Source organism: Janibacter sp. GXQ6167 (assembly GCF_041365945.1).
Classification (GTDB): domain Bacteria; phylum Actinomycetota; class Actinomycetes; order Actinomycetales; family Dermatophilaceae; genus JBGFSK01.
Genome location: NZ_JBGFSK010000001.1, coordinates 231,865 through 255,839 on the forward strand (window position 1 = coordinate 231,865; position 23,975 = coordinate 255,839).

A 23,975-nucleotide genomic window follows, 5' to 3' on the forward strand; every position below is an offset into this window, starting at 1 on the left:
TTAGCGCAGGTCCTCGACGGCCGAACGCGCCTCTTCAACGATGAGGCGCGCTGCCTCTTCGGCCCGCACCGCATCGCCAGCACCGACCGCGGCGGCGATCTCGACGTGCCAGGCAATCGCTTGCGGTTCGGGGGTTGCCGGCATGAGGTCGTGCGTGGTCCGCCCCGTGAGGGCCTCCTTGACGAGGCCGGTGAGCGAAGCGAGCATCGGGTTCCCGCTGGCCTCGAGCAGGCACTGGTGGAAGTCGACATCGTGCGCCAGGTAGGCGGTGAGGTCCCCGGCGGGTCCCGTCACCGACATGCCGGTGACGGCCGCGCGCAGACGTTCGATCTGATCCCGGCTCGCGCGCTGCGCGGCGAGGGCGGCGGCCACGGGTTCGATGCCACGGCGCAACTCGCTGATCTCGCGCAGGTGATCGAGTCGTCGAGGTCCATCGAGGCGCCACTGAACGATGACCGGGCTGAGCGCCTCCCACGCGTGCTCGGGCTGCACGGTGATGCCGACCCGGCGACGTGAGGTGACGACTCCGAGAGACTGCAAGACCTTGATGACCTCTCGGACCACCGTGCGCGAGACGCCGTAACGGTCTTCGATCTGCTCCATCGTGAGGACGGTCCCGGCAGCCAGCTCGCCGGTGACGAGATCGTCGCCGAGGCGCCGCAAGAGCGCATCGTGCAGGCCAGGCTTACTCATGGGTTTAAGTGTGCCCTGCCCGGGCGGCTATCCGGGTTTTGAACGATTTCTTGCCAAAGATGACATCTTTACTCCATGATGAAGTGATAAATCCCACCAAAGAAGGAGGGGCGAACAATGGTGTTCGTCGACGCCGTGCCCGAACCGGCCTATAGCTCGGGAGTTCTGCTGGGGATCGCCGTCGGCGCCGTCCTGCTGCTCCTCGGGCTGATCATCTACCTGCGGGTTCACGCCTTCATCGCGCTTGTGCTGGTGAGCTTGCTGACCGCGCTCGCGACCAAGGTGCCGGTGGCCGAGATCGTCCCGACGATGCTCGACGGGTTCGGCTCCACTCTCGCCGCCGTCGCCCTCCTCGTCGGCTTGGGCGCGATGATCGGCCGGCTGCTCGAGGTGACGGGCGGTGCTCAGGTCCTCGCCGATACCTTGATCGCCCGCTTTGGGGAGAAGAGGGCGCCGCTCGCCCTCGGTGTCGCCTCCTTGCTCTTTGGCTTCCCGATCTTCTTCGATGCCGGCCTGGTGGTGATGCTGCCGATCATCTTCAGCGTCGCTCGTCGCTTCGGCGGCTCCGTGCTCACCTACGCTCTGCCGGCCGCGGGTGCCTTCGCCGTCATGCACGCCTTCGTCCCCCCGCACCCCGGCCCGGTAGCGGCCGGAGAACTCGTCGGGGCCGACCTCGGGCTGGTCCTTCTCGTCGGCCTCGCCATCGGCCTTCCGACCTGGTTCCTCGGGTCGTACCTCTATGGCCTCTACGCAGGCAAGCGCTTCGAGTTGCCGATTCCCGCCCTTCTCGGGGGCAGCGCCGACGACGAGCCGGTCGGCAACCCGCCGTCCTTTGCGCTCGTACTGTCGATCCTGCTGCTGCCCATGATCTTGATCTTCCTCGACACCGGACTCAATACGGCCATCACGGCGGGCTTCGTCGAAGGTGACCTGGCGTGGGTCGAGGCGCTGCGCCTCGTCGGTAAGACGCCGGTGGCCCTGCTCATCACCTCGCTCTACGCCATGGTCGTCCTCGGTTGGCCGCGTCGGACGAAGTCCGAGGTGGAGAAGATCTTCAACGATGCGCTCGCTCCCGTGTGCGCGATCATTCTGGTGACCGGCGCGGGCGGGATGTTTGGGTCGGTCTTGCGGGCGAGTGGCATCGGTCAGGCGCTCGCGTCCAGCCTGGAGGACACGGGGCTTCCGATCATCGTCGCCGCCTTCGTGGTCGCGACCGCGCTGCGCGTCGCGCAGGGTTCGGCGACCGTCGCGCTCACCACGACCGCGGGTCTGATGGCGCCGGCGATCGCGGCGACCTCGGGCCTGACCGAGCTGGACCTCGCCCTGATCGTGATCGCCATCGCTGCCGGCTCGACGGTGCTCTCGCACGTCAACGACTCCGGCTTCTGGCTCGTTGGCCGCTTCCTCGGGATGGACGAGAAGACCACCTTGAAGACCTGGACGGTGATGGAGACCCTGCTCGGCGGGATCGGGTTCGCCTTCGCCTTCGCGCTCAGTTTGGTGCTCTAGATGGCTGCGTCGCCCCAGCACATTGTCGTCATGGGAGTCTCCGGCTCGGGCAAGACGACGCTCGCCGCGACCCTCGCGGAGCGGCTTGGCTACACCTTCGCCGAGGCCGATGACTATCACCCCCGCGCCAACGTGGAGAAGATGTCCGCGGGGATCCCCTTGACCGATGCGGACCGCGAACCGTGGCTGCGCACGCTCTCGCGCTGGCTGCAGGCTGAGGATGTGGCCGGCCGCAGTTCGGTGATGACCTGCTCGGCGCTCAAGCGGCGGTATCGAGACATCCTGCGCGAAGGGCTCCCCGACCTGATCTTCATCCACCTCGATGGCAGCCTGGAGCTGCTGAGCGAGCGCATGGTTCACCGGATCGGGCATTTCATGCCCGCGAGCCTGCTGCGTTCTCAGCTCCAGACCCTGGAGGCCCTCGAGCCCGATGAGCACGGCATCGTCTTCGACGTCGGCCGCTCGCCGGAGGAGTTGGTGGCCGCGGCGCAGGAGTTCGTGACGACTTGACAGCAGAACTTAGGTCAGGCTTACCTTAACCTCGCCGAGGTGAAATCGCCCCGACATGCCACCAGAAAAATGCCGGGATCAAAGGACCTCGCCCATGCTCGTCAGCAATGCGCTCATCGGCCTGCGCGAAGGCCTCGAAGCGGCTCTCGTCGTCGTCATCTTGATCGCTTTTCTCGTCAAGACCGAGCGCACCTGGGCGCTGAAGTGGGTCTGGACCGGTGTCGCCGTCGCGATCGCGCTGTCGGTCGCGCTCGGCGCCCTCCTCACCTTCGGGACGCGGCAATTGACCTTCGAGGCCCAGGAGTTGATCGGGGGGACCGCCTCGATCCTCGCCGTCGCCTTCGTGACGGTGATGGTCTTTTGGATGAAGTCCGCCGCCCGGTCCATCTCTGGAGAGCTCAAGGGCCGACTCGATCGCGCGATCGAGCTGGGGCCGATCGCCATCGCCACCGTGGGCTTCCTCGGGGTCGGGCGCGAGGGCCTCGAAACCGCCATCTTCTTCTACGCGACAACCCAGGCGGCGGGCGCGGGTAGTTGGGCGCCGATGCTCGGCTGGGTGATCGGGCTCGGCGCCGCCGTGGTCCTCGGCGTGCTGATCTATCGCGGTGCCTTGAAGATCAACCTCGCCGTCTTCTTCAAGGTGACCGGCGTCTTCCTCGTCATCGTGGCGGCCGGGATCCTCGCCTACGGGATCCACGACCTGCAGGAGGCGGCGGTCCTGCCGGGCCTGAACAACCTTGCCTTCGACGTGAGCCACGTGATCGACCCGAGCAGTTGGTACGCCGCGCTGCTGAAGGGGATCTTCAACTTCACCCCCGCGACCACCTGGCTGCAGGCGATCGCCTGGACCACCTATATCGCGATCGTCCTACCGCTCTTCTTAAAGCCCGCCGCTCCGGCTGCGCCCGCCCGCGAGGCTGCGCCGGCGAGCACCGCCACCGCCTGAGCCTCCCGCCACCGATCCCACCGACTCCAGAGAGCACCTCATGAACCGCACGCGCACCGCCCTTCGCTCCACCCCCGCCCTCATCGCCGTCAGCGCGCTCGCCCTCACCGGCTGCGGGCTCACCGAGGACAAGGCCTCCAGCGATGCGAAGGGGGCGATCGCCGTCAAGGCCACCGACGACGCGTGCGAGGTGGCGCGCGCGGAGGCGCCGGCGGGCACGATCGAGTTCACCGTGACCAACAAGGGCAGCAAGGTCAACGAGTTCTACGTCTACGCCGAAGGCGATCGGATCATGGGCGAGGTCGAAAACATCAGCCCCGGGCTCACCCGCACCTTCCATGTCCAGGTCGCCGAGCCCGGCACGTATGAGACGGCCTGTAAGCCGGGCATGGTCGGGCAGGGGATCCGCGCCCCCTTCACCGTCACTGGGGCGTCGGCGGCGCCGAAGACCGAGGATGCCCTGCTTACGGACGCCACCGCGTCTTACCAGCGGTACGTCAACAGCCAGGCCGACGCCTTCCTCACCGAGACCGAGAAGTTCGTCACCCTGGTCAAGGCCAAGGACGTCGACGGGGCCAAGGCGCTCTACCCGACGGCCCGGTCGTACTGGGAGCGCATCGAGCCGGTCGCGGAATCCTTCGGCGACCTGGACCCGAAGATCGACGGCCGCGAGGACGTGATCGATGACGGGATGGAGTTCACCGGCTACCACCGCCTGGAGCGCGACCTCTGGAAGGACGGGCTGCAGGACGATTCCGACGAGATCGCCGATCAGCTCCTCGCCGACACGACGACGCTCGTGGGCCTCGCGAAGAAGGTTGAGCTCAACCCCCTTCAGCTCTCGAATGGGTCCAAGGCGCTGCTCGATGAGATCGCGACCGGGAAGATCACCGGCGAGGAGGAGCGGTACAGCCACACCGACCTCTGGGACTTCCAGGCGAACTTCGAAGGGTCCAAGGCCGCGATCGCGACCCTGCGCCCGTATCTCGCCAAGAACGACCCGGATCTGGTGGCGACGATCGACAAGCGGACCAAGGCTTTAGAAACCGCGCTCGAGCAGCACCGCACCGATGACGGCTGGGCTCTTTACACCGACCTGTCCACCAGCGAGGTGAAGGAACTCTCCGACGCCCTGGATGCTCTCTCCGAAGAGGTCGCGAAGGTCTCCTCGGTCGTCGCCCAGGCCAAGTGATGGCCGAAGGGGTGAGCCGTCGCGGACTCGTCGGGACGGCGGCCGGGACCGCCATCGCCGGCGGGCTCGCGGCCAGCGTCGGGTTCCTCGGCCGGGATGCGAAGGCGCCCGCGGCGCCCACGTCCGGCGGTGACCCCACCGAGGTGCTGCACCCCTTCCGCGGCGCGCACCAGCCCGGGATCACGACCGCGGCACAGGATCGGATGCACTTCGTCGCGCTTGATGTGACGACCGATGACGCTGCGGAGCTGCGCGACCTGCTGACGGCGTGGACTCGCGCCGCCGAACGGATGATGGCGGGAGCCGAGGCGACGCCCGGCGGCGCGGTCGGGGGCGGACCGTACGGCGTACCGACCGATACTGGGGAGGCGCTCGACCTGCCGCCCTCGGGGCTCACCATCACGATCGGGTACGGCGCCTCCCTCTTCGACCGCTTCAACCTCGCCGGGCGGCGCCCAGCGGCGCTGCGCGACCTCCCTCGCTTCCCCCTCGACCAACTCGACCCGAAGCGAAGCGGCGGGGATATCTGCATCCAGGCGTGCGCCAATGACCCGCAGGTCGCCGTCCATGCCGTGCGCAACCTGGTCCGGATGGGTTTCGGCGCGGTCTCGGTCCGCTGGAGCCAGCTCGGCTTCGGCCGGACCTCATCGACGGTGCGCGAGCAGCCGACGCCGCGCAATATGTTCGGCTTCAAGGACGGCACGGCCAATATCACCGCCGATGACACGGCCGGTCTCGACGAGCATGTCTGGATCGCGCCGGCCGATGTGAGTGGCGGAGCGTCCTGGGCCGCGGGCGGCTCGTACCTCGTCGCGCGCCGCATCCGGATGCACATCGAGGTGTGGGATCGGGCCCATCTGCAGGAGCAGGAGACCGTCTTCGGGCGCTCGAAGGGGGAGGGCGCGCCCCTTGGCCAGCGGGCCGAGTTCGACGAGCCTGACTTCGAGGCGCGCGGCGCCGATGGGAACCCGCGGATCGACGTGGCCGCGCATGTGCGGCTCGCGCATTCCGCCAACCTCGATGGCGTGAAGATCCTGCGCCGCGGCTACAACTTCACCGACGGGACCGATGGGCTAGGGCACCTAGACGCGGGCCTGTTTTTCATCGCCTTCTGCCGGGACGCGCATCGTCAGTTTGTCCCGATGCAGCAGGCGCTCGCGCGTGCCGATCTGCTGAACGAGTACATCGAGCACACCGGCTCGGCCCTCTTCGTCATCCCGCCAGGACTCGGTGATGGGTCGAGCGCGCGCCCCAGTGACTGGGGCTCCCAACTCTTCGGGTGATCAGCGACCGGCGCCCGTGCGCACGATGAGGGACTGCTTGTTGACCCCGACGTGGAGGCGACGGGCTTCGCCGAGGACGTCCCCGTCGATCTGGACCGGCTTGGGGTCATCGACCTCGACGATGAAGTCCGAGCCCCGCGATCGCGTCAGTTGGCTCGTCTCCTTCTCGGATTTGCGCAGCACGGTCGCCGCCAGCTTGGACCAGCCGAAGAGGGACTTCGGCGCCACGAAGACGCAGTCGAGGACCCCGTCATCGATCTGCGCGGCCGGCATCAGCTGGATGCCGCCGGTGAGCGTCCCGCAATTGCCGAAGACGACGGTGCGGACCTTCTTCGCCGGCATCTGAGAGCCGTCGGCGCGGACCCGCACGGCGAAGCGCTCGAAGAAGAGCGACCTGATCCCGGTGACGAAGTACGCGGTCCAGCCCACGCTCGACTTCAGTTCCTCGCTGGTGCCGTCCATGATCGCGGCGTCGAAGCCCATGCCCGCCATGACGAGGAAGGGGTGGCGCGTCACCTCGGTCGTCGCGACGGCCTCGTCGGTGATCACCTCCGGGGAGGGGGCGGGCTCGTCGGCGCCGCGCTCGTCGAGATCCACCTCGGCCACCTCGGGATCGAGTTCCACCCAGGCGACATCGATCGCCCGATTGCGTCCCGTGCAGGCGACGCGGAGGCCAGCGGTCACATCGCCGAAGGGGACATCGAGGTTGCGGGCGAGGAGGTTGCCGGTCCCGCGGGGGAGGAGTCCCATGGGGGTCCGGGTGCCCATGAGCACGCTCGCGACCGCTCGGATCGTGCCATCGCCGCCGAGCGCACACACGAGGTCGACCTTCTCGGCGAGCGCCTCGCGGGCCTGCTCGGCGCCGGTCTGCTCGATGGTCGTCTCGAGGAAGAGGGGGTCTTCCCAGTCGAGGTCGCGGGAGGTTTGGGTGAGCTCGGCCTTGGCGATCTCGACGTCATCGAACTTCGTCGGGTTGATCACGATGGCGGCCCGCTTCTTGGCCGCCGGCTGCTCGTGTGCCGTCCGCGAGAACGCCGAGCGCGGAGGCCGAGTCGCCGCGTGACGACCGCCGCGGGCGCCGTAGGTCGAGCCGTTCAGCACGAGCCACGCAGCGGTACCGATGAGGAGCAAACAGATCGCGAGAGCGACGAAGAGGAGGGGCCAGGATCCGGACACGACCCCGAAACTACCCGACGGAGCGGGTCCGACCGGCCTCCGAGGCCTTGCTCCGTCGTGCGGGGGAGGCGGTCACCGGCCCCCCTTCATAGAGTGAGGTCATGCCCACCCCGTCCGCGATCGTGCGAAGCCTGCGCGAATACTTCGCTCTTGACGACGAGTGGCAGCGTCCCGGTGGGCGGATCGACAGGGGCGACATCACCCTGGTCGTGGTGATCGCGACCCTCAGCCTCTTCATCTTGGAACTCATGCGCAGCGTGGGCAGTCTCGACCAGGTCCCGTTGCCCGTCTGGGGGCAATGGGCACTCACCGTCGGCCCCGTGGTCCCGCTCGTCGCCCGCCGCCGGTGGCCGCTCACCGTCGCGGTCGTCGTGAGCGCGACCTTCTTCGCGATCTCGATGTTTAACGAACTGATGGCGAGCCTGCTGTCGACGCAGGTCGTCTACTTCGTCGCGATCCTCTCCGGTGTGGCCTGGGCTCGCAGCCGGGTCCGGATGGCTCAGGTGATGCTGGCCCTCGTCGCCTTCAACTTCATCTGGCTCACCTGGGAAGCTGCCCTCGGCAATGCGATCGGGCGTCAGATTCCAGACGACCTGCGGATCGGTCTCTTTGACGCCCCGGTCGCTGCGGTCCTGCTCGCCTTCGTGATCAACATCGTTTACTGGGGCGGGGCGGTCCTTTGGGGGAACTCCCTGTGGCGCAGCGCCCGCCAGCAGGCGCACCTCGCGGAGCAGGCCGACACGATTGCGGCGCAGGCCGATTCGCTGCGCGATCAGGCGGTGGTCGATGAGCGGCTACGAATCGCCCGGGAGCTGCACGATGTCGTCGCCCATCACGTCGCGGTGATCGGGGTGCAGGCGGCGGCGGGCCGCCGAGTACTCGACGGCGACCCGGATGCGGCGAAGGGGGCGCTGCTGCAGATCGAGCAGTCCAGCCGCGAGGCGGTGACCCAGATGCGGGGGCTGCTCGGCACCCTTCGGGCGGCGGCGTCGGCCGATGACGATCCGCCGGTGGGCCCTGATCGGGCGCCGATGCCAGGGCTCGCCGAGGTCCCCGAACTGGGCTCGTCGTATGCCCCACGCCTGCAGGTCGATCTCGATGTCGTCGAGCACATCCCTCGAGCGATGGACGCAGTCCCGGCGGCGATCGGGCACTCGCTCTACCGCACGGCCCAGGAGGCCCTCACCAATGTGGTCAAGCACAGCACCGCCACGAGCGCGCGTCTGGTGGTTCGCGTCCAACCCCGCTATGCGGAGGTGGAAGTGACCGACGAAGGGCGCGCGCGTCCAGGCACCCTCGGCAGCGGGCTCGGGCAGACCGGGATCCGCGAGCGGGCCCGGTCCCACGGGGGGAGCGTCGAGATCGGCCCACGAGCGCTGGGTGGCTACCGGGTCCGGCTGCGGATCCCCACGGATGAGTGCCCGACCTCATGACCGACCGTCCCGCTGCCCAAGGAGATCGCCGATGACCGCGGCTACTGGCCCCCTTCGGATCCTGCTCGTCGATGACCAAAAACTGATTCGCTCGGGGTTTGCGATGATGCTCTCCGTCGAATCCGATCTGGACGTGATCGGGGAGGCAAGTGATGGGGCGGAGGCGATCACCGCCGCCCGTGAGCTCGATCCCGATGTCATCCTCATGGACGTGCAGATGCCAGTGATGGACGGGATCGCTGCCACCGAGCAGATCGTCACCGAGGGGTTGGCGAAGGTCGTCATCCTCACCACCTTCGACCGCGACGATTATCTCTTTGACGCCCTACGGGCCGGGGCGAGCGGCTTCCTGCTGAAAAACGCCGAGGCCGATCAGTTCGTCGAGGCGGTCCGCGCCGTCGGTCACGGGCACGCGCTCCTAGCGCCGGAGGTCACCCGGCGGGTCATCGAGCAGATCACCGCGCCGGATGACGGCGGAGCCCCCGAGAAGACCGCCGCCGGCTCGCAACCCATCGAGCCACCCGCCCTGGCGCAGCTCACCGACCGGGAGCGCGAGATCCTCACCCACCTCGGGCGCGGGCGGTCCAATGGCGAGATTGCGGCCGAGCTGTTCATCGGCGAGGCGACGGTCAAGACCCACGTGTCGAATGTGCTCGCGAAGTTGCAGTTGCGCGACCGGATCCAAGCGGTGATCTTCGCCTACGAAGCCGGGTTGGTCCGCGCCGGGGATTAAACGCCGCACGCGGCCTCCGCCGAGGGACGAAGATCGAGGCGACGCGGGCGCGGCTATCCCCCGAACGGCCGATTCCCGCGCGGGCCACCGTCGGCCAGGATGGACGGCATGAGCGATGTGGCCATCTCAGCCCGCGGGCTGCGCAAGGTGTACGGGGACCATGTGGCGCTCGGGGGGATCGATCTCGAGGTCTATGCCGGGGAGACCTTCGCGCTTCTTGGCCCGAACGGCGCGGGCAAAACCACCGCGACCGAGATCTTCGAGGGATACCGAGACCGCGACGCTGGCGAGGTCCGCGTCCTCGGCCATGACCCGGCGGTCGACGATCGGGGCTGGCGGGACCGGATTGGGATTGTCCTGCAGACCTCGACCGGCCTGGACCTGCTCACCCCGCGAGAGGCCCTCGCGAGCACGGCCCGGGTCTACTCGCGGCCGCGGCCCGTAGAGGAGGTGATTGACGCGGTCGGTCTCACCGAGAAGGCCGATGACCGGATCCGCAATCTCTCCGGCGGGCAGCGCCGCCGGCTCGACGTCGCGCTCGGGATTATCGGATCGCCCGAGCTGCTCTTCCTCGACGAACCGACGACCGGCTTCGACCCGCAGGCTCGCCGCGACTTCTGGCGGCTGATCCACTCCCTTGCCGACGACGGCACGACGATCCTGCTCACCACCCACTACCTCGACGAAGCCGAGCATCTCGCGGACCGACTCGGGGTGATTGCCGCCGGCGAGATCATCGCCCTCGACACCCCGGAAGGACTTGGGGGCCGGGGCAGTTCGGCCGCCACGGTGTCCTGGGAGGAAGGGGGCGAGCGCCGCATGGTCGAGACCGCGACCCCGACCGCGGTGGTCCGCGACGTGGCCACGCGTCTCGCGCGGCCCGATGGCGAAATCGAGGGCCTCACCATTACCCGCCCGAGTTTGGAAGACACCTACCTTCGCCTGGTTGGGACCGCAGCGCAGACCTCTTCGACGACCCCTTCGACGCTGGCAGGAGCGCGTGCATGAGCGCCGTCGCCTTGGGGTGGGACCGCACCCGCCTCGAGCTCAAGCAGTATTTTCGTGAGTGGGAGGCGGTGGTCTTCAACTTCGCCTTCCCCATCGTCTTCCTCGCCCTCTTCGCGGTGATCTTCTCGGGCAACTTCGATGACGCGGGCGAGATGACGGCCGCCCGCTTCTTCCTGCCGGGGATGATCGCCGCCGGTGTGCTGCTCTCGAGTTTCCAGACGATGGCACTATCGGTGGCCACCGAGCGTGATGACGGGACCCTCAAACGGCTGCGGGGGACGCCCATGCCGCCGCTGGCCTATTTCCTGGGGAAGATCGGGCTGGTGGTGATCACCTCGCTGATCCAGTTCGGCCTGCTGCTCGTGGTCGCCCGGGTCGTCTACGGCGTCGAGCTGCCCACTGACGCCGAGCGATGGGGCCGCTTCGCCATGGTGTTCGTGCTCGGCATCGCCGGCGGGACCGCGCTTGGGATCGCGTACTCGTCGCTGGCGAGCTCGGCGCGCACCGCGGGCGCCATCGTGATCATGCCCGCGCTGATCCTGCAGTTCATCTCCGGGGTCTACTTCCCCTTCAACGATTTGCCCGAATGGATGCAGCAGGCGGCCTCGATCTTCCCGCTGAAGTGGATCGCCCAGGGGATGCGCTCGGTCTTCTTCCCCGACGGTATGGCCGGTCAGGAGATGGCTGGAGCGTGGGAGACGGGGCGCACGCTGATCATCCTCGGCACCTGGGCGATGGTCGGCCTCATCATCTGCGCGACGACCTTCCGCTGGACGAGGCGCCAGTGACCGACCCCGGGGGAGGTGCGGCTCCCCCTTCGCCCGATGCGAGCGAAGGGGGAGCTTCCGCAGCGGCGTTGGACCGGATGTGGGAAGAACAGCAGGTCCGCTGGCACCTCGCCTTCGGTGCGATTACGGCCATCACCGGCGTCATCGGGCTGATCGATATCGACGACGCCCGTGGACGTCTCATCCTGCTCACGGCGTTATCGATCCTGGTCGGGTCGTATGTGGTCTTCGGTCGGCGCGGGTTGCTCGGCGACGGCAGGGCTGCATGGATTCACCTGGCGACCGGCATCGCTGCGCTCCTCGTCATCCTCGGGGTGACCGGGTCGGGCGCCGGGTGGCTGCTCGCCTTCATCCTGATCCCCCAAGCATGGGCGGCCCTGCCCATCCCCGGCGCACTCGCCGCTGTCGTCGTGATGATGTGCGGCGGCGGTCTCGCGCAATGGCGGGCGCACGGCTACGACCGAGAGATGGTGAACCAGCTCGGCGTCACGGTGGTCCTCTCGCTTGCTGCGGCGATCTTCCTTGGGCTCTTTATCAACCGGCTCGTCGAGGAAGCGAACCAGCGCGCCCTGACCATCGATGAGTTGCGTCGGACCCGCGCCGAACTCGCCGCTGCCGAGCGCAGCCAGGGGATCTACGCCGAGCGCGAGCGCCTGGCCAGAGAAATCCACGACACCTTGGCGCAGGGTTTCACCTCGGTGATTGCCTTAGCGCGGGCCACCGAAAGCGCCCTCGCGAAGGGGGATCAGGAGGCCGCCGTCGAGCGCCTCGAGATGATCGAGCAGGCCGCGAGCGACAACCTGAGCGAGGCGCGCCTGCTCGTCGCCGAACTCACTCCGGGGCATCTGACCTCGCGGACCTTGCCCGAGGCGCTCGATCGACTGGCGGGCGCGCTCCGACGTGAAAGCGGCCTGGACGCGAGGTTCGTCCTGATCGGCGAGCCCCAACCGCTCGGCAGCACGGTCGAGGTGGTGATCCTGCGCGCGGTGCAGGAGGCCTTATCCAACGTGCGGCGTCATGCTGCGGCGAAGGGAGTCGAGGTGCGCCTCGACCTCACCGATCGCGAGGTCGTGCGCGTGAGGATCGCGGATGACGGGCGCGGCTACGACACCGAAGCGCGGCGCGATGGATACGGCCTGGACGGGATCGCCGAGCGAGCGCGTCGGCTCGATGGGGCCGTCCAGATCACGAGCAACCCCGGCGAGGGGACCACGTTGACGATGGAGGTACCACGGTGAGCCCCCTTCGACTCCTTCTCGTCGATGACCATCCGGTCGTGCGCAGCGGTCTTGCCGCGATCCTTGGGGACGAGGAAGACCTGGCGGTCGTGGCGCAGGCTTCGGACGGCGCCGAGGCGATCGCCATCGCCGCGAGGCAACCCATCGACGTGGTGCTGATGGACCTGCGGATGCCCATCCTGGATGGGACCGAGGCGACCCGGCGGCTTCGGGAGCGGCCCGATCCCCCGGCAGTGCTGATCCTGACCACCTACGACAATGACGCCGATATCGTGCGGGCGGTCGAAGCCGGGGCGTCGGGATATCTCCTGAAGGACGCGCACCCGCAGGACCTCGCGGACGCGATCCGCGCCGCGGCTCGGGGGGAGACGGTCCTCGCCGAACCCGTGGCCGAGCGCCTCCGCGTCCGCGAGGGCCAGGAGCCGCCGAGCCTCAGTGCCAGGGAACGTGAGGTGCTCTGCCTCGTGGCGCAAGGTCTATCGAATCTGGAGATCGGCCAGCGGCTTTACATCGGCGAAGCCACGGTCAAGACCCACCTCCAGCGCTCCTTCGCCAAACTGGGCGTCGGTGACCGCACCGCCGCGGTCACCGCGGCCTACCAGCACGGGCTGATCGACCTCGCGCGCTAACCCCCGCCGGTACCGACTTTGCTTAAGCAACTCCTCGTTGCTCACCCTGGAGGGTAAGCAACGAGGCCGTGCTTAAGCAGGTGCGTCGCGAAGGGGGACGTGGGGCGCGCGTCAGGGGCGGTCCACGTCTTCGGACGCTTCGATCGTTTCTTCGATGACCGACTCGACTGCCTCGCCGGCCGGGCTGTGGCTCCCCTGGCGGCGGTGGCGCCAGTACTCAAAGACCATGGGGAGCACCGAGACGAAGACGATGAGCAGGATCGCGGCCTCGAGATTGTCGTGAACGAGCGGGATGGAGCCGAGGGCGTACCCGATCAACGTGATGCCGGTGGCCCAGAGGACCGCCCCGACCGCGGACCAGGTGAAGAAGCGCTTGCGGTCCATCTTCGATACGCCCGCGACCACGGTGATGAAGGTCCGCACGATGGGGACAAAGCGGCCAATGACGAGGGCCTTGTTGCCGTGCTTGTCGAAGAAGGCGTTGGTCTTATCGAAGTACTCACGCTTAATGAAGCGGCCATCACGCTCGTAGAGCGGCTCACCGAGTTTGCGCCCGATCTCGTAGCCGGTCACATTCCCGATGAAGGCCGCGAGCGACAAGATGAGGCAGGCGAGCGCGATATGGAGATCGACATCGCCGCGCCGGATGAACAGCCCGACGGAGAAGAGGAGGGAGTCGCCGGGGAGGATCGGAAAGAGCAGTCCGCACTCGATGAAGACGATCGCCACCGATACCCAAAAGAAGGCATTGCCGAACTCTTTGAGCAGCCACTCAGGGTCCATCCAGTTCATGAGGAGCGAGCCTAGGGGGCGAACCTGTGCGCCCGGCGCGCCCACGCTGTGGCCCTCGCCTCATCGCGATGTGAGATGACCGCACGAAGGGCGCCGAGCGGTGGCGCTCGCCGCCCTTCGTCCGGACGCGGGCCTTACAGGTGCAGGTCCTTTTCGATCCGGCCGAGGCGGAAGCGGGCCATGGCGAGGTTCGCGCGGCCCTTGTCGAGGACGAGGTAGAGGAACATCCCGTCCTCCTTGCCGAGCGTGCGAATGATGTGGAACTGGCTGTCGAGGGTGATCAAGATGTCCTCGATCTTATCGTTGAGGCCCAGGTCGCGCATCGTGCGCAGCTTCGCCTGCACCACGCTGCTGTTACCCGCGGCGGCCACCTCGAGGTCGATGCCCACGGGGCTCCCGGCGGTCGCGAGAGCCATGCCGCTGCCGGCGTCGACGAGCGCGACGCCGAGGGCGCCCTCGATCTGCATGGCGTCGGCGAGGGAGGCGTTGTAATCGGTCATGGGGACTTCTCCTGCAGGGGTGTCGTGGTCCGCGGCGGGCGCCGGGGCCGGTTCGGGGACGGTCTCGGGCTCTTCTTCACGGACCGGTTCGGGCTCGGGGTCCGGCGCAAGGTCCGCGGGAGGCGGGATGCTCGGAAGGGGGAAGGCGCCGCGGGGAGGGGGTGGAGCGTCGGGGCTCTCGGGCGCAGGCGCCTCGTGCGACTCGGGCGGGTCCCATCCGCTGATCCAGGCTGCGGATGAGGTCGCAGCCGAGGATGCGGGAGTCTCCTCCGGGGGCGCCGTCACGAGATCGTCGGGCGCTAACGCCCCATCCTCAGATTCCGTTGGTGACCCATCGGGTCGTTTCCACCATGCCACGACGGTAGGTTACCCAGAGGTATCCCCGCTCCGTGACATCGGGGATCGACTCCTTTGACCCACGCGAGACGGAAAAGAGAAGGATCGGGTGCGCGAGCAATTCAAGGTCGACCTGCGCGGAATCGTCGACATCCTGAGTCATCATCTCTACAGCAGCGAGCGCGTCTACCTTCGCGAGATTCTGCAAAATGCGCGTGATGCCATCGAGTCGCGAATTCGCATCGACGAGAGCTTTGTCGGCGGCGTCGCGATCACCCCGGCCGTGGGGAATGCACCGATGGTGATCCGCGATAACGGCGTTGGGTTGACCGATGACGAGATGCGCTCCCTTCTCGCGACGATCGGCGGATCCTCTAAGCGCGACGACTTCGAGACCCAGCGCCGCCTCTTCCTGGGACAGTTCGGGATCGGGCTGCTCTCCTGCTTCCTCGTCGCCGACACGATCGATGTCCGCTCCCGCTCCGCGCGCACCGACGATGCACCGACCATCCACTGGGTGGGGCATTCCGATGGGACCTTCGACATTGCCGAGGCAGCAGATCCGCTCCCGGAGCCGGGGACCGAAGTGCGGATCACCCCGCGGCATGGGGACGCCCACTGGTGCTCCCCGGAGACGGTGACCGAACTGGTCGAACTCTTCGCCGAGCACCTCGATGTCCCGATCACCGTCGATCAGCACGTGCTCTCGCAGCAGACCCCGCCCTGGGGGCTCGACGTCGAGGCGCAATTGCAGTGGTGTCGGGAGCGCTTCGGCTTCGAACCGATGGGGATCGTCACCCTCGACGCCTCGCTGCTCGGGGTGAAGGGGCTTGGGTTCGTCCTGCCGTACAGCGCTCAGCCGGGGCACCGCACGGGCGACCGGCTGTATGCCCGCGGGATGCTCGTCGCCGACACCGACGACAGCCTCCTGCCGGACTGGGCCTTCTTCTGCCGCGGGGTCTTCGACGTCGGTTCGCTGCCGCTCACCGCCTCGCGCGAATCGCTGCAGGAGTCGAGCTCCCTTCGGGTCATCCGCGATCAGCTGGGCCAGCGGATCCTGCAGGAATTGATCCAGGTCCACGGTGCCTACCCCGAGGTGTACGAGCGCCTTGTCACCTTGCACGCCACCGGGCTGAAGTCCCTCTCGCTCGACGGGGTCGACATGCGCGATCTGATCACGTCGACCCTGCCCTTCCCGACAACGCGTGGCCCGATGACCATCACCGAGCTCCAGCGGGCAGGCGACTCGATCCCCTTCGTCACCGACTCCGAGAAGTTCGCGGCGATGAGCGACGTCGCGATCCACGCGGGGATCCTGCTCGTCGATGGCAGCGGAACCCACGATGCCGCGCTCCTGCGGCGAGTCGACGAAGTGGACGGCACCGAGCGCTTCCGGGAGGTCGATGTGGATGCTCTCGTCGAAATGGTCCGGCCAGCCCCCGCAACCGACCAGCGGGCGGGGGCTCGGCTCGCCCGCCGCGTGGAGAGCCATCTCGAAGGGGAGGAACTCCAGGTGCAGGTGAGCGCCTTCGAGCCGGCGGCCCGGCCGGTGCTGTGGTGGCCGTCGCGGGCCAGCCTGGTCGACGGCGGCGAGGTCGCCGGCGACGGCTCGGCAACCCTGGTGCTCAATGCCGCGAACGACGCCGTGCGTGCCCTGATGAGCTCCGATGTGCCCGACTCCGTCGTCGGACCGGCGGCTCGGGTGCTGCTCACGGTCGCGCTGTTGCAGGGCCGCGCGGGGGCGACGGTCGATCAGGCGACTCGACTGAGCGATGCCAGTCAGGCGATGATTCTCGCGGCCGCAGTGGATTCGGCCCCCAACGGTGTCGTTGCACCCCCACCTCCAGGAGCACCATGAGCATCACCCCCCGGCGCGCGACGGTCCTCGCCGCGCTCGTCGCCGTCGCCCTCACCGGCTGCGGCGCCCCGCAAGACGAGGCCGCCTCGACCACGACGACCGGCGCCGACCAGTGCGCCAAGGACAACCTGGCGCTCGTCGCCGACGGCAAGCTCACCATCGGTACCGACAAGCCCGCCTACCCGCCGTGGTTCGTCGATGACGACCCCAGCAACGGCAAGGGCTACGAGTCTGCCGTGGCCTACGCGATCGCCGACCAGATGGGCTTTGCCAAGGGTGACGTCACCTGGACCGTCGTCCCCTTCAACAAGGCGGTCGCGCCGGGTAAGAAGGACTTCGACTTCGACATCAACCAGGTCTCGATCAACGACAAGCGCAAGTCGGCGGTCGACTTCTCCTCGGGGTACTACACCGTCGCTCAGGCGGTCGTGACGACGAAGGGGTCCAAGGTCGCCTCGGCGAAGACCGTCGCCGACCTCAAGGACGCGAAACTCGGCGCCCAGGTCGGGACGACCTCCTATGACGCGATCGGTGAGCAGATCAAGCCGAGCGCCGAGGCCTCGGTCTTCGACACCAACGATGTCGCGGTCCAAGCCCTGAAGAACGGCCAGGTCGATGCCCTCGTGGTCGACCTGCCCACCGCCTTCTACATGACCGCGGCGCAGCTCGACGATGGCGTCATCTTCGGGCAGCTCCCGTCCACCGGGTCCACGCCCGAGGAGTTCGGCGCGGTCCTCGACAAGGGCTCGGCGCTTACCCCGTGCGTCAGCGCCGCGGTCGATGCGCTGCGTGAAGACGGCACCTTGGATGAGCTCGCCAAGGAGTGGCTGGCCAACAAGGGCGCGCCCGAACTGAAGTGACGCCGGACATGACCACCCCGTCGACGGGCGCCGGCGAGCCGGCGCCCGTCGCCACGTCCACAGCCCCCTCGCTCGAGTGGGTTCCGTCGCCTGAGCAACGCGAGCGAGATCGCTGGCGCGCTCGCCGGACCCTGCGTTCGGGCGTCATCGCGGCCCTCAGCACGATCGTCCTGCTCGGGACGGTCACCGCACTCGTGGTGACCTCGCCCGGGTGGCCCCGGGTGCAAGAGACCTTCTTCGACTGGGAGAAGGCGGTGGATTCCTTCCCCGCCGTGTTGCGGGGGCTCTGGCTCAACATCCGGGTCATGGCCGTCTGCGGTATCTCCATCGCGATCCTCGCCATGACGATTGCGTTGATGCGCACCCTGCGCGGGCCGGTCTTCTTCCCCCTTCGGCTCGTCGGCACCGTCTTCGTCGATGTCTTCCGCGGCCTGCCGCTGCTGCTCGTGATCTTCCTGCTTGGTCTCGGCGCACCCGCCCTTCGGCTCGAAGGGCTGCCGAGCAGCGCCCTCTTTTGGGGGTCCGTCGCGCTCGTGCTGTCCTACTCGGCCTATGTCGCCGAGGTCTTCCGGGCCGGGATCGAATCGGTCCATCCGAGTCAGCGCATGGCGGCTCGTTCGCTGGGGCTGAGCTATCCGCAAACGCTGCGCAAGGTCGTCCTCCCACAGGCCGTGCGGCGGGTCATGCCGGCCCTGATGAACGACCTCGTCTCGCTGCAGAAGGACTCCGGCCTGATCGCGGTCCTTGGGGTGATCGACGCGATCCGGGCGGCGCAGATCGAGACGGCGAAGGACTTCAACTTCACCCCCTACGTCGTCGCCGGCGTCCTCTTCATCGCGCTCACGGTCCCGATGGCCCGCCTCACCGACTGGTATGCCCGCAAGAAGGGTTTCCACGGCGCCGGGGGGTTGATGTGAGCGACCCCCTGCTGCGACTGACCGGTGTGCGCAAGTCCTTCGGCGACCACGTCGTCCTGCGCGACATCTCCTTAGACGTGCACCGCGGCCAGTGCGTCGTGCTGATCGGTGCCTCCGGCTCCGGCAAGTCCACGCTGCTGCGCTGCATCAACGTGCTCGAGACCGTCGACGACGGAGTGATCACCCTCGACGGGACCGAGCTCACCGACCCGCGCCTTGATGTCGATGCTGCGCGAGCGCGGATTGGTGTGGTCTTCCAGTCCTACAACCTCTTCCCGCACCTCAGCGTCCTCGACAACGTCACCTTGGCGCCTGTCCTCGTGCACAAGCGCTCCAAGGCCGAGGCCAAGGAGCGCGCGATGGCGATGCTGGAGCGCGTCGGGCTGGCGGACAAGGCACACGCTCGCCCCGACGATTGCTCCGGCGGCCAACAGCAGCGGGTCGCGATCGCCCGCGCTCTCGTCAACGAGCCGGAACTCATGCTGCTCGATGAGGTCACCTCCGCGCTCGACCCCGAGCTCGTCGGTGAGGTTCTCGACCTGCTTCAGCAACTCAAGGCCGAGGGCATGACCATGGTGCTCAACACCCACGAGATCGGCTTCGCCCGAGACGTCGCCGACACGGTCGCGTACCTCCACGACGGGCTTATCCACGAGGTCGGCCCGCCTGCCGAGGTCATCGACAACCCGCAGCAGGAGCGGACGCGGCGCTTCCTGGCCCGGGTGCGTCACTGATGTCCGAGCGTGAAGCGTCGGGCGAAGGGGGTCGCGCCACCCCCTTCGCCGAGACCGTCGGGGTGGGGCCGTGGGACGGACCATGGCCCGATGACGAGCGCTACGACCCGGACCTGCTCCGCGAGGGCGATCGGCGCAATGTCCTCGACCGCTATCGGTATTGGCGGCTCGAAGCCATCGTGGCGGACCTCGACGCGTCCGGGCGCCATGGCTTCCACGTGGCGATCGAGAACTGGGCGCACGACTTCAACATCGGCTCGGTCGTGCGCACGGCCAATGCGCTCGGGGCGGGCGCCTTCCATATCGTTGGCAAACGCCGCTGGAACCGGCGCGGCGCCATGGTCACCGACCGCTACCAACACGAGCACCACCATCCATCGGTGGCGGATTTCGCGCAGTGGGCGCAGCGCGAAGGGGTGACGCTCGTCGGGATCGACAACGTCCCCGGCTCGGTCCCGCTCGAGACCTACCCGCTGCCGGAGCGCTGCGTCCTCGTCTTCGGGCAAGAGGGCCCGGGGATCTCTCCGGAGATGCTCCAGGCCTGCGACGTGGTCCTGGAGATCAGCCAATTCGGCTCCACGCGCTCGATGAACGCCGGCGCCGCCGCCGCGATCGCGATGCACGCCTGGGTGCGCCAGCACGTCTTCGACCAACGCCCCTGAGCCTCCCGCCCTTCGTCGCGGGAAGTTCCGGGATTCTCGTGGAACTCCAGGGGATGTCGGGAGTTTCCGGTGACCCACCCCGAAGGGCGGGGACCGGGCGGTGTCGAGCGCGCCCGGGGCCTCCCGCCCTTCGTCGCGGGAAGTTCCGGGATTCTCGTGGAATTCCAGGGGATTTCGGGAGTTTCCGGTGACGCACCGCGAAGGGGGAACACCACGGCCCGGCGGAGAGGTCACCGAAGGCCGCCGACGTGCCATGCTCGATCCCATGCCCACGATCACCCCCGTCCTCGGCGACATCACGACCCAAGAGGTCGACGCGATCGTCAACGCAGCCAACAACGCCATGCGCGGCGGGGGCGGCGTGGACGGCGCGATCCACCGAGCCGGGGGACCGGACATCTTGCGCGATTGCATCGCCCGATTCCCCGACGGTCTCGCGACGGGAGACGCCGGATGGACGACCGCGGGTGACCTCCCCGCGCGCTGGGTTATCCACACGGTGGGGCCCAACTACGCTGCGGGGCAGCGCGATCGCGCCCTCCTCGAGTCCTGCTACCGACGCGTCCTCGAGGTTGCCGACGAGCTCGGCGCTCGCACCGTAGCCTTCCCACTCATCAGCGCCGGGGTCTACGGGTGGCCGCTTCCCGACGCCGTCGCGGTCGCGGTTGAGACGATCACATCGACTCCCACGAAGGTCGAAGAGGCGCGCCTGGTGGCCCTGGGCGACAACCCCTTCGCGCTCCTTCGCGAGGCCATGCCCCCTTCGGCGTGACGTCGAATCAGGCGGTGACCGCCCGCCGACGCAGGGCCACGGCCACTACAGCGACAGCGACGATGGCCGCGGCGATCGCCACCGCGATCGACTGAGGTTCGGTGGCCCAGCGCCCGTAGGCGATCCACCCGAGCCCCCAGGCCATCGCGCCAGCGACCGCGATGCGACCGCCAAGCGCGCGGGCATAGAGGACACCCAAGCCGGCGACGACGGCGAGCACCACGATGGTGATGATCTCGACCGCGGGCTTACCAGGCTCGACTCCGGCGTCCACCAGCGTCGCGGCGATATTGGCGCAGGTCGCGACGCTCACCCAGCCGAGGTAGAGGCCGAAGGTGCCGTCGGTGATGACGCGGTCGGCAGTCGAGTCGGCCGGATGCGTCGTCAACCGACCAAGGAGCACGCCGAGGCTCAGGACCAGAGCGACGATCACGACGACGCTCACCCACAGCCAACCGGCACGGATCGTGAGCAACCACGCAGCGTTGAGGACCATCGTCGCGGCTGCGAGCCACCCGGTCGCCCGATGCCGAGCTGAGGTCGCCTGGGCGGGGAACCATTGCCAGATCGTGTACGCCGCGAGACCGACGTAGATGACCGACCAGATCGCGAAGGCGGGACCCGCCGGAGCGATATAGGTGGCATCCGCGGCCAGCGCGCCGCCGGCGGCCTCCGGGACCGTCGGGCCGCCGAAGACCCCCGCTCCGATCATGCTCCCGACAACGCACACCACCTGCGCGACGGTGACGGTGATGCGCCGGTAGAGGTCGGTGGACGTCGTCGCTTCGCTCATGGGTCCATCGCACCACAACACCCGGTGCGGCGAAGGGGGGCACGCGCTGGCTGCGGCGCGTGTGCTGAAGTGAGACGGGCGAGTCCCGTGGACCGCGGCGCTAGGCGAAACGGTCCGCGATGGCATCGAGCCTCGTGACGTAGGCCGCCCACTCCTCGGGGTCGTCGGTCGCCATATTGGTGTTGTCGGCGCGCAACCCGACCGCGCCGTCGATCCGTTCGCGCAGGATGTCGGCGTGGCCGGCGTGCCGAGCCAGGTCAAAGAGCACGTGCGTGATGACGCGGTGCAGGCTCGGGTGGCGACGCTCCTCTGGCCACCACCAGACGCTCCCTTCGTCACTTAGGTCGTGGGCCGCGATCGTCGCGTCGGCGTGCTCCCACGCCCGGCGGTACCCGGCGATGATGTCGTCCATCGATTCGTCCGCCGTCGCGTACATATCCTGAAAGGGGTCGGCCTCCCCTTCCCACGTGGGCCCATCGGCAACCGGGCGACCGAAGACCTCCCCCAGGTAGCCGTTCTCGACATAGGTGCAGTGCTTGATCAAGCCGAGCAGGTTCGTCCCCGTGGGAGTCATCGGTCGGCGGACCTGTTCTTCGGTCAGCCCGTCGAGTTTCCAGACGAGAGCCTCCCGAGCGGATTGGAGGTACGAGGTCAGCGTCGCGCGCACGGGGTCCATGCCCCTCGACGATAGGGCCGCTCGAGGGTGCCCGTCGATGATCGGCTCAGGGGTCCCGCGGGTGGGCATCCATCAGTAGGGTCGACCTCGCACCCCAGCGATCAGGAGAAGGGGGACCACGATGACCTACCTCACGATGGAACCGCGCGACGAGGCGGACTACTTCGATGCGCCCGCCATCCCGACGGTGGTCGTCCGCGTGACGGACTACCCGATGGCGCAGATGCCACAGCTGTTCGATCGGGCCTTCTCGGCGCTCTATCCGGCGCTTGCGCGCGAAGGGATCGAGGTGGGTGGCCCCGCCTTCTCCCTGCACTCGCGCATGCCGACGGAGACCGCCGATCTCGAAGTGGGCGTCCCGGTGGTCAGCGCGCTCACTCACTACCTCGAGGTCGGCGAGGTGACGCTGCTGCCCTCGACGCTCCCGCCCGGACCAGTCGCCGTCACGAGTTACCACGGCGGGTACGAGGGTCTCGCGGGAGCGTGGGGTGACTTCATGGAGGCCGTCGGCGCGTCCGGTCGAAGCCCCGACCTGCCCTTCTGGGAGGTCTACGTGAGCGAGCCCAGTCCGAAGGCGGATCCGGCGACGTTGCGCACGGACCTCTACACGAGCCTGCGCTAGGTGAGCCGCCCGACGCTGCGGACGGCACGCCTTGAGTTGCGGCCGATGACGACCGAGCATCTGCCGCTGCTGCAGGTCCTAGACCGAGACCCCGAGGTGATGCGCTATCTGCTTGGGAGAGCGCGCACATCGGAGGAGATCACGACGTATTGGGGGCCGCGATGCGCCGATCAAGACGCCGATGCGCGCGGCTTGGGCTTTTGGGCGGGGTTTGCGGGCGAGCGGTTCATCGGGTGGTGGGACCTCGACCTCGCCGACTGGCGTGACCGTGAGGTGACGCCCGAGACGATCGCCGAAGCTGGCTGGCGGTTGCGGCGCGACGCCTGGGGAGAGGGGCTCGCGACGGAGGGCGCGATGGCGGTGCTCGACTACGGGTTCGACGCTCTAGGGCTCGACCAGGTGTGGGCCGAAACGATGGCGGTCAACGCGGCGTCGCGAGGCGTGATGCGCAAACTCGGGATGCGTCACGTCCACTCCGGCCACCGGCTCACGGATCGCTCCCTTCCCGGTGTCGAAGAGGGCGAGGTCGTCTACGCGGTCACGGCCGAGCAGTGGCGGCTTCAGCGCGCTCGCGGGTGAAGTCGGCGACCCGACGCTGGAAGGACTTCCCGACGTAGTGGCTGAGCGCGATCCCGCCGACGATCGCGATCGCGAGGAGCCCCCATGTCGCGCCGGCGACATACTCATGAGCGACCTTGCCGAGGGTCGCGACGAGCAGGGTGATCCCGCCAGCCCAGGCCGCCGCTCCGATGGCGTTAGCGGCAAAGAACCGGGGGTAGTGCATGCGAAGGGAGCCGGCGAGCGGCCCGGCGACGATGCGCAGCAGGGCGACAAACCGCCCGCCGAAGACCGCCCCCATCCCGTAGCGGCTGACGAGGTGCTCGGCGTAGGCAATGTGATCCGGCGAGAGGTGGCGTGGGAAGCGGCGTCCGAGCTTGGTGAAGAGGCTCGGCCCCATGCGGCGCCCCACCGTGTACCCGATCGAGTCGCCGAGGACCGCTCCGACGAAGGCGGCGATCCCCACCCAGAGAGTCGCGATCGGCGCATGCGGGTGCACGCTGATCAGCGCCGCCCCGATGAGGGTGGTTTCGCCGGGAAGGGGGATGCCGAGGCTCTCGACCCCAACCACCAGTCCGACGACGGCATAAATCACCTCGGGCGGGAGGGCTTGGAGGAGTGACGAGATGTCCATAGGTCGCCTTTCAGGACGGGTCGCGGCCGGTGGGCCTCGCTCACTGTAGGGGCCGAAACCTGTGCTGCGCCTGAGAACCGGCTATGGAGGAGGGCGCGCTAGGCGTCTCTCGGCCGGACATCC

Annotated in this window: 26 protein-coding genes; 19 read left to right on the forward strand and 7 right to left on the reverse strand. The window is 68.2% G+C overall.

Going from position 1 to position 23,975, the window contains the following annotated elements; all coding sequences use genetic code 11:
* Entirely contained in the window at window positions 1-693 is a 693-nt protein-coding gene (locus tag AB8K43_RS01065; RefSeq protein ID WP_370890490.1) for a FadR/GntR family transcriptional regulator, read from the reverse strand.
* Window positions 694-810: 117 nt separating this feature from the next.
* Between AB8K43_RS01065 and AB8K43_RS01070 the strand changes: the two genes are divergently transcribed.
* The 5 genes from AB8K43_RS01070 (at window position 811) to efeB (ending at window position 6,133) form a co-directional block, all read left to right on the forward strand.
* The gene (locus tag AB8K43_RS01070; protein ID WP_370890492.1) at window positions 811-2,202 is read left to right on the forward strand and encodes a GntP family permease; all 1,392 of its coding nucleotides are present in this window, start codon (window positions 811-813) and stop codon (window positions 2,200-2,202) included.
* On the forward strand, window positions 2,203-2,712 hold the full coding sequence (locus tag AB8K43_RS01075) for a gluconokinase (protein ID WP_370890494.1): 510 nt from the start codon (window positions 2,203-2,205) through the stop codon (window positions 2,710-2,712).
* A gap of 94 nt (window positions 2,713-2,806) precedes the next feature.
* On the forward strand, window positions 2,807-3,658 hold the full coding sequence (gene efeU / locus AB8K43_RS01080; RefSeq protein ID WP_370890495.1) for an iron uptake transporter permease EfeU: 852 nt from the start codon (window positions 2,807-2,809) through the stop codon (window positions 3,656-3,658).
* Between the two features lie 40 nt (window positions 3,659-3,698).
* Window positions 3,699-4,850, forward strand: a complete 1,152-nt coding sequence (gene efeO, locus AB8K43_RS01085) for an iron uptake system protein EfeO (protein WP_370890497.1) — start codon at window positions 3,699-3,701, stop codon at window positions 4,848-4,850.
* An 11-nt stretch (window positions 4,851-4,861) separates the two neighbouring features.
* Window positions 4,862-6,133: an iron uptake transporter deferrochelatase/peroxidase subunit gene (gene efeB, locus AB8K43_RS01090; protein WP_370890499.1), complete on the forward strand. Its 1,272-nt coding sequence runs from the start codon at window positions 4,862-4,864 to the stop codon at window positions 6,131-6,133.
* Here the strand turns inward: efeB and AB8K43_RS01095 are convergent, their stop codons facing one another.
* Complete coding sequence (locus tag AB8K43_RS01095) at window positions 6,134-7,309, reverse strand: diacylglycerol kinase family protein (RefSeq protein ID WP_370890501.1); 1,176 nt, start codon at window positions 7,307-7,309, stop codon at window positions 6,134-6,136.
* Window positions 7,310-7,410: 101 nt separating this feature from the next.
* On the opposite strand from AB8K43_RS01095, the gene AB8K43_RS01100 reads away from it, so the two are divergent.
* The 6 genes from AB8K43_RS01100 (at window position 7,411) to AB8K43_RS01125 (ending at window position 13,138) form a co-directional block, all read left to right on the forward strand.
* Window positions 7,411-8,742 (forward strand): sensor histidine kinase, encoded by a 1,332-nt coding sequence (locus AB8K43_RS01100; RefSeq protein WP_370890503.1) that lies wholly within the window; start codon window positions 7,411-7,413, stop codon window positions 8,740-8,742.
* 31 nt (window positions 8,743-8,773) lie between these two features.
* Window positions 8,774-9,475, forward strand: a complete 702-nt coding sequence (locus AB8K43_RS01105) for a response regulator (RefSeq protein WP_370890505.1) — start codon at window positions 8,774-8,776, stop codon at window positions 9,473-9,475.
* Between the two features lie 108 nt (window positions 9,476-9,583).
* Complete coding sequence (locus tag AB8K43_RS01110) at window positions 9,584-10,483, forward strand: ABC transporter ATP-binding protein (RefSeq protein ID WP_370890507.1); 900 nt, start codon at window positions 9,584-9,586, stop codon at window positions 10,481-10,483.
* The gene (locus AB8K43_RS01115; protein WP_370890509.1) at window positions 10,480-11,271 is read left to right on the forward strand and encodes an ABC transporter permease; all 792 of its coding nucleotides are present in this window, start codon (window positions 10,480-10,482) and stop codon (window positions 11,269-11,271) included. Before AB8K43_RS01110 ends, AB8K43_RS01115 begins: the two co-directional genes overlap by 4 nt.
* On the forward strand, window positions 11,268-12,509 hold the full coding sequence (locus AB8K43_RS01120; RefSeq protein WP_370890511.1) for a sensor histidine kinase: 1,242 nt from the start codon (window positions 11,268-11,270) through the stop codon (window positions 12,507-12,509). The genes AB8K43_RS01115 and AB8K43_RS01120 overlap by 4 nt, the downstream gene beginning before the upstream one ends.
* Window positions 12,506-13,138: a response regulator gene (locus AB8K43_RS01125; RefSeq protein ID WP_370890512.1), complete on the forward strand. Its 633-nt coding sequence runs from the start codon at window positions 12,506-12,508 to the stop codon at window positions 13,136-13,138. Before AB8K43_RS01120 ends, AB8K43_RS01125 begins: the two co-directional genes overlap by 4 nt.
* Window positions 13,139-13,249: 111 nt before the next feature.
* Here the strand turns inward: AB8K43_RS01125 and AB8K43_RS01130 are convergent, their stop codons facing one another.
* Window positions 13,250-13,930, reverse strand: coding sequence for a DedA family protein (locus AB8K43_RS01130; RefSeq protein ID WP_370890514.1), 681 nt, complete (start codon window positions 13,928-13,930; stop codon window positions 13,250-13,252).
* A gap of 134 nt (window positions 13,931-14,064) precedes the next feature.
* Window positions 14,065-14,715: a hypothetical protein gene (locus tag AB8K43_RS01135; RefSeq protein ID WP_370890516.1), complete on the reverse strand. Its 651-nt coding sequence runs from the start codon at window positions 14,713-14,715 to the stop codon at window positions 14,065-14,067.
* Window positions 14,716-14,875: 160 nt separating this feature from the next.
* Between AB8K43_RS01135 and AB8K43_RS01140 the strand changes: the two genes are divergently transcribed.
* From AB8K43_RS01140 to AB8K43_RS01165, 6 genes are all read left to right on the forward strand, one after another.
* Window positions 14,876-16,624 (forward strand): HSP90 family protein, encoded by a 1,749-nt coding sequence (locus tag AB8K43_RS01140; protein ID WP_370890518.1) that lies wholly within the window; start codon window positions 14,876-14,878, stop codon window positions 16,622-16,624.
* Complete coding sequence (locus AB8K43_RS01145) at window positions 16,621-17,484, forward strand: ABC transporter substrate-binding protein (protein WP_370890520.1); 864 nt, start codon at window positions 16,621-16,623, stop codon at window positions 17,482-17,484. Before AB8K43_RS01140 ends, AB8K43_RS01145 begins: the two co-directional genes overlap by 4 nt.
* An 8-nt stretch (window positions 17,485-17,492) precedes the next feature.
* Window positions 17,493-18,401, forward strand: coding sequence for an amino acid ABC transporter permease (locus tag AB8K43_RS01150; protein WP_370890522.1), 909 nt, complete (start codon window positions 17,493-17,495; stop codon window positions 18,399-18,401).
* Window positions 18,398-19,135: an amino acid ABC transporter ATP-binding protein gene (locus AB8K43_RS01155; protein WP_370890524.1), complete on the forward strand. Its 738-nt coding sequence runs from the start codon at window positions 18,398-18,400 to the stop codon at window positions 19,133-19,135. Before AB8K43_RS01150 ends, AB8K43_RS01155 begins: the two co-directional genes overlap by 4 nt.
* Window positions 19,135-19,797 carry a TrmH family RNA methyltransferase gene (locus AB8K43_RS01160; protein ID WP_370890525.1) on the forward strand — a complete coding sequence of 221 codons (663 nt, stop codon included), beginning with the start codon at window positions 19,135-19,137 and terminating at the stop codon, window positions 19,795-19,797. The genes AB8K43_RS01155 and AB8K43_RS01160 overlap by 1 nt, the downstream gene beginning before the upstream one ends.
* A 265-nt stretch (window positions 19,798-20,062) precedes the next feature.
* Window positions 20,063-20,569: an O-acetyl-ADP-ribose deacetylase gene (locus tag AB8K43_RS01165; RefSeq protein WP_370890527.1), complete on the forward strand. Its 507-nt coding sequence runs from the start codon at window positions 20,063-20,065 to the stop codon at window positions 20,567-20,569.
* Between the two features lie 7 nt (window positions 20,570-20,576).
* On the opposite strand, the gene AB8K43_RS01170 is transcribed toward AB8K43_RS01165, so the two are convergent.
* Window positions 20,577-21,362 (reverse strand): tryptophan-rich sensory protein, encoded by a 786-nt coding sequence (locus AB8K43_RS01170; RefSeq protein WP_370890529.1) that lies wholly within the window; start codon window positions 21,360-21,362, stop codon window positions 20,577-20,579.
* A 100-nt stretch (window positions 21,363-21,462) separates the two neighbouring features.
* A complete protein-coding gene (locus tag AB8K43_RS01175) occupies window positions 21,463-22,038 on the reverse strand; it encodes a DinB family protein (RefSeq protein ID WP_370890531.1) in 576 nt (191 codons plus the stop codon).
* A gap of 121 nt (window positions 22,039-22,159) precedes the next feature.
* Here AB8K43_RS01175 and AB8K43_RS01180 point away from each other — a divergent pair, with 121 nt between their 5' ends.
* Both AB8K43_RS01180 and AB8K43_RS01185 read left to right on the forward strand, forming a co-directional pair.
* On the forward strand, window positions 22,160-22,660 hold the full coding sequence (locus tag AB8K43_RS01180; RefSeq protein WP_370890533.1) for a GyrI-like domain-containing protein: 501 nt from the start codon (window positions 22,160-22,162) through the stop codon (window positions 22,658-22,660).
* Window positions 22,661-23,239: a GNAT family N-acetyltransferase gene (locus AB8K43_RS01185; protein WP_370890535.1), complete on the forward strand. Its 579-nt coding sequence runs from the start codon at window positions 22,661-22,663 to the stop codon at window positions 23,237-23,239.
* Here AB8K43_RS01185 and AB8K43_RS01190 read toward each other — a convergent pair.
* A complete protein-coding gene (locus AB8K43_RS01190) occupies window positions 23,199-23,852 on the reverse strand; it encodes a DedA family protein (protein ID WP_370890537.1) in 654 nt (217 codons plus the stop codon). The two genes, AB8K43_RS01185 and AB8K43_RS01190, sit on opposite strands and share 41 nt — an antisense overlap.
* Window positions 23,853-23,975 lie beyond the last annotated feature (123 nt).

Coding starts and splice junctions, on each gene's coding strand:
- AB8K43_RS01065 (WP_370890490.1), bottom strand. CDS start 693: ATGAGTAAGCCTGGCCTGCACGATGCGCTCTTGCGGCGCCTCGGCGAC.
- AB8K43_RS01070 (WP_370890492.1), top strand. CDS start 811: ATGGTGTTCGTCGACGCCGTGCCCGAACCGGCCTATAGCTCGGGAGTT.
- AB8K43_RS01075 (WP_370890494.1), top strand. CDS start 2,203: ATGGCTGCGTCGCCCCAGCACATTGTCGTCATGGGAGTCTCCGGCTCG.
- efeU (WP_370890495.1), top strand. CDS start 2,807: ATGCTCGTCAGCAATGCGCTCATCGGCCTGCGCGAAGGCCTCGAAGCG.
- efeO (WP_370890497.1), top strand. CDS start 3,699: ATGAACCGCACGCGCACCGCCCTTCGCTCCACCCCCGCCCTCATCGCC.
- AB8K43_RS01100 (WP_370890503.1), top strand. CDS start 7,411: ATGCCCACCCCGTCCGCGATCGTGCGAAGCCTGCGCGAATACTTCGCT.
- AB8K43_RS01105 (WP_370890505.1), top strand. CDS start 8,774: ATGACCGCGGCTACTGGCCCCCTTCGGATCCTGCTCGTCGATGACCAA.
- AB8K43_RS01110 (WP_370890507.1), top strand. CDS start 9,584: ATGAGCGATGTGGCCATCTCAGCCCGCGGGCTGCGCAAGGTGTACGGG.
- AB8K43_RS01115 (WP_370890509.1), top strand. CDS start 10,480: ATGAGCGCCGTCGCCTTGGGGTGGGACCGCACCCGCCTCGAGCTCAAG.
- AB8K43_RS01130 (WP_370890514.1), bottom strand. CDS start 13,930: ATGAACTGGATGGACCCTGAGTGGCTGCTCAAAGAGTTCGGCAATGCC.
- AB8K43_RS01145 (WP_370890520.1), top strand. CDS start 16,621: ATGAGCATCACCCCCCGGCGCGCGACGGTCCTCGCCGCGCTCGTCGCC.
- AB8K43_RS01150 (WP_370890522.1), top strand. CDS start 17,493: ATGACCACCCCGTCGACGGGCGCCGGCGAGCCGGCGCCCGTCGCCACG.
- AB8K43_RS01160 (WP_370890525.1), top strand. CDS start 19,135: ATGTCCGAGCGTGAAGCGTCGGGCGAAGGGGGTCGCGCCACCCCCTTC.
- AB8K43_RS01165 (WP_370890527.1), top strand. CDS start 20,063: ATGCCCACGATCACCCCCGTCCTCGGCGACATCACGACCCAAGAGGTC.
- AB8K43_RS01170 (WP_370890529.1), bottom strand. CDS start 21,362: ATGAGCGAAGCGACGACGTCCACCGACCTCTACCGGCGCATCACCGTC.
- AB8K43_RS01175 (WP_370890531.1), bottom strand. CDS start 22,038: ATGGACCCCGTGCGCGCGACGCTGACCTCGTACCTCCAATCCGCTCGG.
- AB8K43_RS01180 (WP_370890533.1), top strand. CDS start 22,160: ATGACCTACCTCACGATGGAACCGCGCGACGAGGCGGACTACTTCGAT.
- AB8K43_RS01190 (WP_370890537.1), bottom strand. CDS start 23,852: ATGGACATCTCGTCACTCCTCCAAGCCCTCCCGCCCGAGGTGATTTAT.